Raw genomic sequence first — 14,364 nt, 5'->3', positions numbered from 1 at the left:
GCTAAAAATATGTTGCAAAATTGTGAATAGTATTTATAAAGCTAATGTGCTACAATATATATGGTGTGATAAATTTGGATAGTTTCTCACAAAAATAATACGGATTTGTGCAATAATTTAGAAGATTACACAAAAATATGCCCAAGGTATCACAACCGGAAACATAATGACATTGCCAGTTATCCCAAGGGGTTGGATAACTGGCAATTTATAGTATATCAAAGTATATATAGGAATTGGCAGAATGCGGTTCCAGACAGCGATGAATGGAGGACAGAATGAGAAAACGAAGTATGAGAGGATATGTAGCAGCATTGACACTTGCGGCAGGTCTTTGTATGACACAGGGCTTAGCTGTACAGGCGGCGACAGATGGACAGGGAGACAGCGGGACAGATTCCGGTTATACAGCAGCTGATCCGTCAAAAGGAGTTACATATATAAAGAATGACTCTGGCAGTACGATAGGAATGAATCTGAATGGTAATTCAGTTGTCATATGTACATCGAAAAATGCAACGGAGCAGATTCCTTATATAAATATATATGAGGATAAGAATCAGAATGGAATCGTTGATCAGGGTGAAACGGCATTTAAGTTAGATGGAAGTGCAGATATCATTTATTCAAGCAGTATGCCGATATATGGACTTTATCAGCAGACATATGATCAGCCGGTTTCAATCACAATAGATGGTGCAAAGCTTGGCTATGTATACGGACTGAGCAATGGAGCATTGAACACAGACAGCAGCAAGACAGCATTAACACTGCGTATAAAAAACGGTGCAACGATCGGAACTGTAACAGGAGCTGAGAATGCAGCCGTAGAAGGTTCTGTGGCAGTAGAAGCAGGTGATGGATGCAGCCTGTCTGCATTATATGCGGTTAAGACCGCTGGTGTTTCAGGAGATGTATCACTGAATTTAAATGGCGGTACTTACAATGGAATCGGTGTGGTTACATCAGGAGCGGAGGTCAAGAAGAATCTGAATGTCACAATGCGTAATATTACGCTGCGTGAAAGTGCAAAAGGTGCAGCAGTGGACTCCGGCTGTAAGATTGTGGGGAATGTGACCTTTGATGCGGATGGAGTTAATGCACTCGGAGGCGATTCCTTTACTGTACTAAAGGCGGCAAATTGTACCGGAAAGCTGGATGTATCATTGAAGAATTATACAGGCTCCGGATGGACATTTTACGGCATCGAAAGCGGCAGCTATGTAGAAGGTGATACGGATATCAAGATCCTTGGCGGCAGTGGAACATTTGGAAGTGTATATGGTATAAATGGTTCCTCCGGTCTGAAGGGACAGGTAAAGGTTCTGATCGAGAACTGTACGGTATCAGGAGCTGTCTACGGAGCCAGCGGCTGTTCCTTTCTAAGAAATGAAGGGGTACAGGGCGACAGCTATGATGCAGATATCACGATCCGAAAGAACTCAGCCGGGGGCATCATATATGGACTGTATGATGTCGTTGAGACTCATTCTGTGAAGCTCACGATGGAAGATCTTACAGGGAATGGCATAAATGTATATGGATATTATACAGGTTCTGCAAATATAAATGGACAGGCTGACATCAGTATCAGCCGATGCCAGGGAAGTAATATCTGGGGTTATTATGGTTCGAACAGCGAAACCCGAAAAGGATATGGAAAAAAGACGATCTCGATCACAGGTTGTACAGCAGGAAATAGCATATATGGAGTTATGAATGGTTATTTGGGAGATGATTGTGAGATACGGACATCCGGAAATATCTGTTATGACTATTACGGAATTTATAATGCATATGTGGATAAAAATGTAAAGATTACATCTGCCCATGAGAATGATGCAACGATCCTGGATAAGGATAAAGAGCCGGTGATCAATACGAATACATCGGCGGGCAATGGCTCTTATTATATTGTATATTCACCAACAATAAAAGGCGATCTCACAGCAGATGTAAATAGCATACGGTCACGGTATTTCTATGCAATCAATAATGTTACTCTTTATGGAAATGCAGATTATAAGATCAGAAACAGTGAGATCACATCAACTTCATCAGAAAAGATTCTTTTTGCAAACAATAATAGCAGTATTTCGGATTCGGCTGAGAGAACGACAGATGTATGGATTGAGAATACAGATTTCAGCAAGCTGAGCGCGGTAACCTTTTCCAATTCATTACCTCAAAAGGCAACACTCAATATGACGATAACAGATGACTGTAAGTTACCATCGAAGTATTATGTGATTCCGGCATCTTCGCAGACAGAGAATGCGTCAGCAGTTGTTAAGGTAAAAAATGATATTTATTATGGTGGCAAGGTTATTCTTACAGAAAATGTAACGGCGGATAATGTGTATTTCGGATCGTATGGTAATTATAGCTACGGCTATGCAGCTGTTCTGATTCCGGAAAAGATCACAGTGACTACAAAAGAAAATGTATATATTCCATACACTGCGCAGGTAGTGAATAAGGGAACGATAAAAGCAGCAGCTATAAAGCAGATCGGTTCATCTGCTGCAGCGATCTATCTGAATAATGGACAGATTGAGACAGAGTCAAATGAAGCAGGCATAAAATATCCGGTTGTTATGAAGGTAGATCAGAATCAGGGTAGTATGTCGCTTGGAAGCGGTGAACAGACATCCTTGGATCCGGATACGCGGTATTGTAAATCAGGAGATGTTGTAACCGTATATATCAGTACAAATAAGGGCTATCGATTCCTTTCAGCAACGGTAAAGAAGCAGTCAGATACCCAGGCATCAGAGCTTGCAAAGGAAGGAAATACCTATAGCTTTGAAATGCCGGATGAGCAGGTTGTAGTTACAGCAGCATTTGAAGGAATTCCGATTGATATCAAGAAAACATCTGTTGATCCAAGTGCTGTATTGAATCAGACCTATACAGAGAAACAGCCATTATATGATCTGAACAGACTGATCATTATGAATGATGCAAAAACAGGCACAATTTCATATAAAGAGGATGCTACATACAGTCTTCCGGAAGGTTTAACACTTACAGAGGGCAGGATCATTGGTACTCCGACTGTTTTATATGAAGATGGAAAACGCGTGGATATCCATGTAACAGGTAGAAATGGGACGGAAGCTGTTCTGAGATTAAATGTGATCGTGTCCAAGGTACAGAAAATTCAGGAAAGCACGATCGAACGGTTGACGGTCGATGAAGAAAACAAGACGATCAGCCTGAACGGAACATCTGCAGTCTTTCAGCAGACAGGTACATCTGATAATGGGGTGATCCTCACTGGTATCTATGCAGATGATGATCGGGATGGTAAGGCTGATGGCAGACAGGCTATGTATAGCGGAGATCTGTCAGGATATACGATCTATGGTATTTCCGGTATTGATTATGATCGCCCGATCAGGATCACAGTGCTTAGTGGTTCGGTTGGAAGTATATTTGGAGTTAAGAGTGCAACTATGTCCTATGCCGATTCAGATTCACTTGTTATAGATATTCAGGGTGGAGCTGTTAGCACTGTATACGGACTGGATTCCAGTGCGCATGTGCAGTATATGAGGATGAAGCGGGGAAAAGAAGCGGCTGTTGGCAAGATGGCTATTAAGAATCCATCCGGTTATGGTTTCTATGAAGGGTATCTGATCGATCAGGCAGGTGCGATCACAGTCGAGGATTATATAGTAAATGAGAAGCTGACAGGAGATTCTTTGCAGGTAACGCAGTATAAGGATTTTACTGCGAATGCTCCGGTAGAGATCACCGGTGCGATCACACTTCCGGGAGGGACAGAGACAACATTTAATAAGGGTGTAACTGCCGGAACCTCAAAACGAATGGACCTATGATAAGGTCTGGTTCCATGGTACATGTAACATTGATACTTTTTCACCGGGATATGCATATGTATATATAGAAAAGGATGCGGTGCTCAAGGCAGAAGATATCAAGATCAAGAATACATCTGCTCAGATCTTCCATAAAGGAGCTGTGTCTGCAAAGACATTTGCCTGTACCGGAAAATGGATGGTGGATGGAGCGTTTGCAGAGGATACCGATATCAGTGACTGGTCGAAGCTGTATTTTGTCGTGACTGTGACATCAAATTTACAGGATATCACATCTTATTCTTCTGCAGAAGATTATGCATACGAATACAGAGAGGATGAGAAGAAATCCTATTATTACCTTCCGGGAAATAAAACACAGAATATAAAGTACAAAAATATTACAGGATATACAGGGGCAATATCTGTAAATGGGGGAGAACCGGTAGAAGGAGATGCGGACTGCGTTTGTAAGCTGGCATTTCCACAAGCGGCATCTGAACTATATATTGATTATATTCCGAAGCAGATCACATGCTCCAAACAGTATGCAGATCCAATGGTAGTAAAAGGAACCCAATATACAACTGCTGATCCGGCGTACGATCTTAGTCAGATCCAGATCCAGAATGATACAACCATGCAGTATGGGGGCTCTGTTAAGTATCAGCTTAAGTCTGGCTCCGCACTTCCTGCAGGTCTGAAGCTGGAAGGAACAAAGGTAGTCGGTACACTTGCGGATGATGCAGAAACAACAGAGGCAGTATTCCGTATTACAGGAAGAAATGGATCTGCGACAGAATGTAAGATTACATTTACTGTTCAGGAGGAAGGATATAAGATTACAGATCTGACGAAGGAGCTGAATGTACAGCAGTATACGGATATTGATCTGAAGGGACATTCCGTTGTCATTCTTCCGGATCCATCAGACAGCAAAAAGGTATCCATCTATCCGGATGATGACCATGATGGAATTGCAGATAATGGAAAGGCATTAAAGATTGCAGGGGCAACATCCTACGATCTGAGTACACGAGCCATAATTGGATATGCAGATACAACTGCACCATATGAGGGTGATATCTCTATCTATATGTATGGTGGAACGATTGGCAGTCTGTACGGCGCAAGAGGTAAAGCAAATATTACAGGTTCCCAGGCGCAGGTAGATGGTACCGTAAGCTTATATATCAAGGGCGGTAAGATCTCAAGCAATACATACATAGCAAATCTGGCAGTTGTAAAGAAGGCAGAGCTTTATGCGACAGCAGGTACTATGTATCAGTATGTATATGGTCTTGGTGTGGCAACGGCGGATGAACTGGTATTCCAGTTTACAGATCAGCACAGATGGCACAGACGGCATATAGAGAAAATTACAAGATGTATGTTACAAGCTCGGCAGTCGTAAATAAGTCAGTAAATGTAAGAATTGGGGCATCCGGAAGCAGATATGCATTTGCAAATTATAATGGACAGCAGATTACCGGTTCAAGCTCCGTATTTGGCTTATGTGACAGTACCATTCATGGATCTGTAAAGTATGACATCATTGGTAACTGGGAAGTAGGCGGTAGTGGTAAGAATTACCTGTCTTATAATTCTACAATAGATGGAGATATGGATGTCTTACTTGATACGAATTCATTTGGTGTCAGCGGTGCATTGGAGAATACAACTGTATGTACGCTGGCATATGGCGGAACTGTTGGAGACATCAATATTACTGACAAAACGGGTCGCAATAATTATACGGTAGCGGCAAATGGTATAGTAGATAATATCCGGGCAAAACGTACAGTTTCCGGAAATGTCAGAGGTATTGTTACCTATATCTACCAGAATAACAACAACTGGACATTAAATGGCGGTCTGTATGCGGAAGACTATCTGGATCTGTATCTTGGTGGAGCGTACACGATCGATAAGGATGTAGAAACCAGAGATATTCATACGCTGAAGGATTCCAACATCACGATCGCAGATGGTGTGAAGGTTGTATATACAGGAGATGCGGATCTGAATGGCACGTTGACCAACAAAGGCAGTCTGACGTGTAAGGGTGACAGATATTCAAAGTCAACTGTATCCGGCACCATTACAAATAGTGGCGAGATCAGTTATACGACTGTAAGCACACTGACGATCCATGCAGGTGCTTCTGTTATCAATCAGGAAACAGGACGATTCAAATTTGGTAAGCTGACAAATAACGGAACAATCATCAATGACGGTGATCTGGAGCAGATGGTATCTTCAACATCAGTCGGAGATATCCTTACCTCTAAGGAACCATCCATGATGAAGACTTTAAGTTACTATAGTACAATCTATTACAAAGCAGAGCTTGTTTATCCGGAATTCTGCTTTGAGGAAGGCGATACAGCTCCTGTACAGCTTGCAGCCTCCACGACGGGTGATATGAAGACCTCCGGTATAGAAGGTGATGATGCTGTATATATCCGTGGTAACGGTTCTGTAAAAGTAACAGTAACCGGTATTCCGATAGAAAATACAACAGTTGATTCCATCGTTTATGGTTCTTCTGAATCAGTGATGAATAAGAGTGATGAAACAACATGGACAGCCGCTATGCCATATGAACCTACAGTATTTACGGTTAATATGAAGAATGATACAGCAACTATGATCACTCTGGATAAAGACGAAGATACAGTAGATACAGCAGTTGTAGGGGTGACAACAACTGAGGATAAGCCATTATATGATCTGACTGCATTAAAGATTGCAAACGATATTGACAGTGCTGCAGCAAGAGTTGGTTATTCCCTTGCCAAGGGTTCGGTGCTTCCGGCTGGTCTGGAGCTGAAGAATGGCAGAATCTATGGAACACCGACAAAGGCAGCTGCGGAAGCACAGACGGTAACGATCAAGATCTGCGGTAAGAATCAGACCGTTGCAAGCTTTAAGCTGACATTTACAAAGGTTGCAAAGGGCACACCTGTTATGGAGACACCGGATCCGTGTACCGGTTTGGCAGGAAAGACATTAGAGAGCGTAACACTTCCAACATCCGGAAAGGGTACTTATAAATGGGCAGCTCCGGAGACAGTGATCGAAAAAGCAGGAACAAAAGAATATGATGCATATTTCATTCCTGCGAATACATCAGATTATGACTGGAGTAAAGCAGACCTTGCAGAAGGTGCATATGAGGAGCTTGCAGATGGAACGATCCAGATCAAGGTAAAGATATCTGTAGCAGCAGAAAAACAGGCTCCGGACTTTGCGGTTCCAACCGGTCTGACCGGTATTTATGGACAGACGCTTGCAGACGTAGAGATTCCTGAAACAGAGGGTGGAAGCTTTGTATGGACAGCTCCGGCAACGAAGCTTGAAAAAGCAGGAAGCTATACATTTGAAGCAAGCTATATTCCAAAGAATACAGAAGTATATGATCAGGTAGATGCGGTAGAGCTTACAGTAACAGTAGAACCTGTAAAAGCAGAATTTACACAGAAGATCGCACCGATCACAGTAAAGAAGGACACTGTGTTAAAGGATGTGGAGCTTCCGGATGCAGAAGGAGGATACTACTACTGGTATACAGCAAACCAGACCATTCTGTCAGAGAACAGCACCGTACAGGTATGCTTCAAGCCGGATGACAGTACAAATTATGACTGGACCGGTAATAAGGGCTGGAATCAGGCACATAGAGGAATTATATTCAGTGTGGAGATCGTGATCAGCGAGGAGCATTCACATTCCTATACATGGAAGTCAGACGACAGCCAGCATTGGAAGGAATGCAGCTGTGGTGAAATCCTTGAGCGGGCAGAGCATGTATTTGGTAAGGGAGAAGTAACAAAGGCACCGACTACATCAGCTACAGGTATTATGACCTATGAATGTACAGTATGTGGTTACAAGAAGCAGGAGATTCTGCCAAAGAAAGAGGAAACGACCGATCCGGGTTCCGATAAGCCAAATCCAACACCGGTAAAGCCGAATCCGACACCAAATAAGCCTACGACAAAGGTTGACATCAGTAAAGCCTCTGTTACAGGTATACAGGCCTCTGTTATTTATACAGGAAAGAAATTGAAGCAGACGCCTGTTGTGACAGTCAAGGGAAAGACGCTGTCAGCGAAATCAGATTATACTGTGAAATATAAGAATAATAAGAATATTGGTAAGGCGACGATTACGATTATCGGTAAGGGAAAGTATACAGGTACAATAACAAAGACTTTCCGGATCAAGGTTGCTAAGAATAATACCTATACGGTAAAGGGCATCCGGTATAAGATCACAAAAGCATCGACAAATGGTAAGGGAACTGTAACTGTAATTGGTACAACAAAGAAGAAGTCAGATAAGAAGTTTACTAAGCTTTCAATTAAGAATACGGTCAAGATCGGTGGAGTTACATTTAATGTTACAGCCATCAGTAAGAAGGCATTTAAGGGATATAAGTACTTGAAGAGTGCCACGATTGGTGATAAAGTAAAGACCGTAGGTGCTCAGGCATTTTATGGATGCAAAGTACTTACAACTGTGACGATTGGCAAGAGTGTGAAGACAATCGGCAAGAGCAGCTTTGAAAAATGTACAAAGCTAAAGAAGATTACATTTACAACAAAGAAGCTCACAAAGGTTGGCAAGAAGGCCTTTAAAGGCATCAGCAAAAAAGCAGTTGTAACGATACCGAAAAAGCAGGCGAATAGTTATAAAAGCCTTCTGAAAAAGAGCAATATCCCAGCAAAGGTATCTTATAAGAAAGCAAAATAGAATATGTTGTACCGGATATGGACAGCATATGACAAGTTCATAACATAAGGTGAAAGGCCACCGGAATATCAGATGTTATTTCATAGAGCGTTTGTGATACAGGACTGTATGAATTGCAGAAGATATCGGTGGCTTTTGCTTTTGCGGCAAAACTGACAGGCGGTATGATTCGGTTCATGAACTATTATGTAGGATGGCTTTAAAGATCAGTCGTAGAATAAAATTTATAAATTTGAGGAATACTGGAAGAAACAGGAAGGTGGCAAAATGAGTATTTTTGATATTGTAGGTCCGGTCATGGTAGGTCCGTCCAGTTCGCATACGGCAGGAGCTGTAAGGATTGGATATATTTGTTATAAATTAATAGATGAACCGATCCGGAAGGTGGAGATCGGACTGTATGGTTCATTTCTTGCAACAGGAAAAGGGCATGGTACAGATAAAGCACTGGTTGCCGGGCTTCTCGGTATGGAGCCGGATGATATCCGCGTACCTGAGAGCTTTGAACTGGCAGAACAGGCAGGCATGGAGGTTATCTTTTATGCAGCGAAGCTTGCACATGCAAATCCAAATACAGCCGTGCTTCATATGACAGGAGAAAGCGGCAGAGAGCTTGATATTGAAGCGGAATCAGTCGGCGGAGGGCGAATCCGCATTTGTAAGATCGATGGTCTGGATGCAAATTTCAGTGGCGATTACCCGACTCTGATCGTGCATAATCTGGATCAGCCGGGACATGTGACAGAGGTGACATCGATGCTTGGACATAAGTCCATAAATATTGCAACGATGCAGTTGTATCGGGCATGTCCGGGAGGTCATGCAGTCATGGTTCTGGAATGTGATCAGGAGGTTCCAAAGGAATCCCTGAAATGGCTGGAGCATCTGGAAGGAATCTTGAAGGTAACCTATCTGAGTCTGAAAGATGATTGATCGTGGAATCTAGGTAATAAAGGATGCAGTGGCACAGGAAAGAAATTAAAAAGGAGAATGATAATGGCATTTTCATCTTTGGCAGAAATCGATGCTTATATGAAAACAAATAAATGTGAGTTCTGGGAGGCTGTGATCCGGGAGGAGGCAAGGGACTCGCAGCAGCCGGAAATGGATATCGTAAACCGGATGACCCAGATGTATCGTTCGATGAAGGAAGCAGATGAAGCGTATGATGACAGTTTGACTTCCCGTAGCGGCCTGTCCGGGAAAAATGGTAAAAAAATGGCTGATTATGCGGCAACACACAAATGTATGTGTGGTAAATTTGGCGGAGCAGTCATGGCAAGGGCAATCAAGATGGCGGAGAGCAACGCCTGCATGAAGCGGATCGTGGCAGCACCGACGGCAGGCTCCTGTGGTGTTGTGCCTGCGATATTGATCACATATGAAAGAATGACGAACACCTCGGAAAATGATATGGTAAAGGCTCTGTTTGTGGCAGCAGGCATCGGGGATGTGATCGCAAGACGGGCAAGCATATCAGGGGCAAGAGGCGGATGTCAGGCAGAGATCGGGGCATCTTCCGCTATGGCAGCAGGTGCACTTGCATGGTTAAAGAGCGGCAGCAGCCATCTCATTACTCAGGCAGCAGCGATGGCATTAAAGAGCCTGCTTGGACTGGTGTGTGATCCGGTTGCAGGATTGGTGGAGGTGCCATGTGTGAAGCGAAATGCGTCCGGTGCCATGAATGCGCTGTGCGCTGTTGATATGGCATTGGCAGGGATTGAAAGTGCTATTCCTGCAGACGAGGTAATCGATGCGATGCGGGAAATCGGCGACCTGATGCATAAGGATCTCCGGGAGACCGGAAAAGGCGGACTCGCAGCCACCGCCACCGGAATCGCGGTGGCTGAACGTCTGTGAAATCCTGTGGAATAAAGTTGACAGCCGGTGTGAAATTATAGTATATATAATCCAATTCTATAGTATAAGAATAAGGAGATAACATGGGAAAAGTATTTTTTACGAGGCACGGCCAGACCATCTGGAACGTGGAGAATAAGATCTGCGGTGCAACGGATATTGAGCTGACAGAGCTGGGACACCGGCAGGCAGAAGAACTTGGAAGAAAACTGGCAGAAGAACAGCCGGGGATCGATGAGATATTATATTCCCCACTTGTTCGTGCGGCCGAGACTGCCAGACATATATCGGAAATGACAGGGATTCCGATGCGGATGGAGCCGAGATTGAAGGAGCAAAACTTTGGACGGTTTGAATCAACACCCAGAAATGGAGCAGAATTCATGGAAGCAAAATCCCATTTCCTGGATCATTATGATGGCGGAGAGACGATGATGCATCTGTGCCAGCGTGTCTATAATCTGTTGGATGATATAAAAGCGGAGTCTGAACATAAGACATATCTGCTTGTTGCACATAATGGAATTTCAAGGATCGTACAGTCGTATTTTTATGATATGACAAATGAAGAATTTGCACATTTCGGGATTAAGAACTGCGAGATCCGGGAATATAACTTCAGATAAAATGCCTCTTTGCAGAGCAGATAGAAACAAAAAACAGTAAAAGCACATGCTTAATGATAAAAATATATCAATAAGCATGTGCTTTTTACATGTTCTGTGCCGGGAATAGATGTATAATAGTACAATGTTAGTTAAAACTAACAAAAATTTGAAATTTGCAACAGAACCATTGACAATACAGTTGTTTTGTGCTATTAATCATATGAACACATATTCAAATGTTCAAAGCGATAAACGTTAATCATAAAAAGATATACCAGTGTGATAGAAAGTACTGGAGAATGGAGGAGACAAAATGGAAAATCAGAATTTTTTACAGATCAGTGGTCTGAAAAAGAGCTTCGGATCAGGGGAGAACCGGACAGAGGTATTAAGAGGACTGGATTTTACGGTAGCAAAGGGTGAGATCTGCGTCCTGCTTGGACCATCCGGTTCGGGTAAATCTACATTATTGAATATCATTGGTGGAATCGACAGTGCAGATAGCGGCTATATCATGATCAATGGGGAAAAAACAGTTGATATGGATGAGAAGACACTGACACAGTACAGAAGAAAGCATCTTGGCTATGTATTCCAGATGTATAATCTGATCCCGAATCTGAACGTAAAGGAAAATGTAGAGGTTGGTGCATATTTAAGTGATTCACCGCTCGATGTCGATGATATCTTAAAGACGCTTGGTTTATATGAGCACAGACATAAGCTTCCGAATCAGTTGTCCGGCGGACAGCAGCAGAGAACCTCGATCGGAAGAGCAATCGTCAAGAATCCGGATATCCTGCTCTGTGATGAGCCAACAGGTGCACTTGATTATAAGACATCAAAGGAGATCCTGAAGCTGATCGAGGATGTAAATCAGAAATATGGAAATACTGTTATCATGGTTACACATAATGATGCAATCAAGAATATGGCAGACCGTGTGATCAAGCTGCGTGATGGAATGATCCGTAAAAATGTTGTAAATGATGTGAAGATTTCTGCTATGGATCTTGACTGGTAACTGTGGGAAGACAGAGAAAAGGAGAACATATAATATGAAAAATCCATTATGGAAGCGGCTGCCAAAGGAGCTGGCCGCAGATTTGGGAAAATATTTGGTTATTTTCCTGTTTATGGTTTTTAGTATCGGCTTTGTTTCCGGATTTCTGGTAGCCGGAGAGAGCATGGTTGCTACATATGATGAGAGCTTTGAGAAGTATCATATCGAAAATGGAAATTTTGAATATAAGGAAGCGGCATCAAAGGAAGCCATTCAGGCGATCGAAGCAGAAGGCGTAAAGCTGTATGAAAATTATTTCTATGAACAGACGGTTGAAAAGGATGGAAAAGAAAGCACACTTCGTATCTTCAAAAACCGTACAGAGGTTGACAAGGTCTGTCTGATGAAGGGTGAGATGCCGGCAGATGCAGATGAGATCGCGATTGACCGTATGTATGCCGTGAACAATGAGATCAATGTAGGAGATACGATCTCCGTTGATGGAATCGACTACAAGGTATCCGGTTATGTGGCATTGTCAGACTACAGTGCATTATTTCAGAGTAATTCAGATATGATGTTTGATTCTGTACTGTTTGGTGTTGCAGTCGTAACAGATGAACGATTTAATTCCTTTGATCTGGATTTCATGCATATGTCATATGCATGGACATATGATGAGGAGCCGAAGGATAAGAAAGAGGAGAAAGAGGTCTCAGATGATCTGGCAAAGGTGATCAGCCAGTATGGAGAATTGGAGACATTTGTGCCGAGATATGCAAATCAGGCCATTAATTTTACCGGGGATGACATGGGCAGTGATACCGTTATGGTAGAGACAATGCTGTACATTCTGATTGTCATCATGGGATTTATATTTGCGATCACGATCAACAATACGATCGTAAAAGAGGCAGGAACGATCGGAACGCTGCGTGCTTCCGGTTATACAAGAGGAGAAATGCTGCGGCATTATATCTCGCTGCCTATCATTGTGACCTTAGTTGCAGCCCTGATCGGAAATATCCTTGGTTATACGGTATTTAAAGATGTTGCAGCCGATATGTATTATGGAAGCTACAGCCTGACAACCTATGTAACCAGATGGAATGCAGATGCATTTATCAAGACAACGGTCATTCCGATTCTGCTGATGCTTGTGATAACAGCCTGGATGATCAATTCCAAGCTGAAAATGTCACCGCTCAGATTTCTGCGGCGTGATCTGTCACGTTCAAGAAGAAAGAAAGCGATAAAACTTCCGCATTTCCGGTTCTTTACCAGATTCCGGCTCCGTGTCATCATACAGAATTTTTCAAGCTATGTTGTGCTGTTTGTCGGTGTTGTATTTGCCATTATCATGCTGTTATTTGGAATGATGATGTCACCGCTGCTGAAGCATTATCAGGATGATATCGTAGATAATATGATCGCAGATTATCAGTATGTTCTGAAGATGCCGGTAGAAACCGAGAATCCGGATGCTGAGAAATATCTGGTGAAATCCCTGCTATATAAGACAGATATTAGAGATGAGGAGATTATGGTCTACGGAATCAAGGCAGACAGCAAATATTACAAGGAACGGCTTAAGGATGGAGAAATCCTGATCTCTGATGGCCTGAGTGAGAAATATAAGCTGGAGGATGGAGATACGATCAAGTTAGAGGAGGAATATACTTCTGATTCTTATGAGATCAAGGTATCCGGAGTATGCACTTATCCGGCGGCACTGGCAGTATTTATGAACGAAGAGACCTATCGTGAGATGTTCGATGTAGAGGATGGATATTTCTCCGGATATTTCTCAGATGAGAAGCTGACGGACATTGATGAGAAGCTGATCGCCTCAATCATAACAGAGGATGACCTGACAAAGGTATCCAGACAGCTTGACCGTTCCATGGGGGAAATGTTCTATCTGTTTGAGGCGTTTGCATTGATCTTATTCATGCTGATGGTTTACCTTCTTACGAAGCTGATCATTGAGAAAAATACAGTATCTATCTCCATGGTAAAGATACTGGGCTATGAGAATAAGGAGATCAATAAGTTATATCTGTCAGGGACGACCTTAATGATGGCGGTCAGTGTCGTTCTTGGAATCGTCATTTCCCAGGTTGCGATCGTGGGAATCTATTATGCGATGATGCGGGAGGCATTGAGCGGATGGCTGACAATGTACATTGCTCCGTACATTTATCCTGCGATCTTTATCCTGTCGATGACAGCCTATGGAATCATCGCTGTTTTCCAGGTAAGAAGGATCAAACGGATCCCGATGGATGAGGCGCTGAAAAATGTTGAATAA

8 protein-coding genes are annotated in these 14,364 nt (G+C 42.8%); all 8 read left to right on the top strand.

Annotation, left to right across the window (positions count from 1 at the left end):
* Window positions 1-278: 278 nt before the first annotated feature.
* Entirely contained in the window at window positions 279-3,845 is a 3,567-nt protein-coding gene (locus DXA07_RS04310) for a hypothetical protein (protein WP_118483504.1), read from the top strand.
* A 79-nt stretch (window positions 3,846-3,924) separates the two neighbouring features.
* Window positions 3,925-5,238, top strand: coding sequence for a putative Ig domain-containing protein (locus DXA07_RS04305; protein ID WP_118483502.1), 1,314 nt, complete (start codon window positions 3,925-3,927; stop codon window positions 5,236-5,238).
* A complete protein-coding gene (locus DXA07_RS13355) occupies window positions 5,178-8,582 on the top strand; it encodes a leucine-rich repeat domain-containing protein (protein WP_243015412.1) in 3,405 nt (1,134 codons plus the stop codon). The genes DXA07_RS04305 and DXA07_RS13355 overlap by 61 nt, the downstream gene beginning before the upstream one ends.
* 267 nt (window positions 8,583-8,849) lie before the next feature.
* Entirely contained in the window at window positions 8,850-9,515 is a 666-nt protein-coding gene (gene sdaAB, locus DXA07_RS04295; RefSeq protein ID WP_021943699.1) for an L-serine ammonia-lyase, iron-sulfur-dependent subunit beta, read from the top strand.
* A gap of 63 nt (window positions 9,516-9,578) precedes the next feature.
* Window positions 9,579-10,442 carry an L-serine ammonia-lyase, iron-sulfur-dependent, subunit alpha gene (gene sdaAA / locus DXA07_RS04290; RefSeq protein WP_021943698.1) on the top strand — a complete coding sequence of 288 codons (864 nt, stop codon included), beginning with the start codon at window positions 9,579-9,581 and terminating at the stop codon, window positions 10,440-10,442.
* Window positions 10,443-10,525: 83 nt separating this feature from the next.
* Window positions 10,526-11,068 (top strand): histidine phosphatase family protein, encoded by a 543-nt coding sequence (locus DXA07_RS04285; protein ID WP_021943697.1) that lies wholly within the window; start codon window positions 10,526-10,528, stop codon window positions 11,066-11,068.
* Window positions 11,069-11,363: 295 nt separating this feature from the next.
* Entirely contained in the window at window positions 11,364-12,074 is a 711-nt protein-coding gene (locus DXA07_RS04280; RefSeq protein WP_118483500.1) for an ABC transporter ATP-binding protein, read from the top strand.
* A gap of 34 nt (window positions 12,075-12,108) precedes the next feature.
* A complete protein-coding gene (locus DXA07_RS04275; RefSeq protein ID WP_118483498.1) occupies window positions 12,109-14,364 on the top strand; it encodes an ABC transporter permease in 2,256 nt (751 codons plus the stop codon).

Origin of the sequence: Clostridium sp. AM54-37XD (assembly GCF_003478225.1) — a bacterium.
Classification (GTDB): Bacteria; Bacillota; Clostridia; order Lachnospirales; family Lachnospiraceae; genus Coprococcus; species Coprococcus ammoniilyticus.
This window is presented reverse-complemented; position numbering and strand designations above follow the sequence as displayed.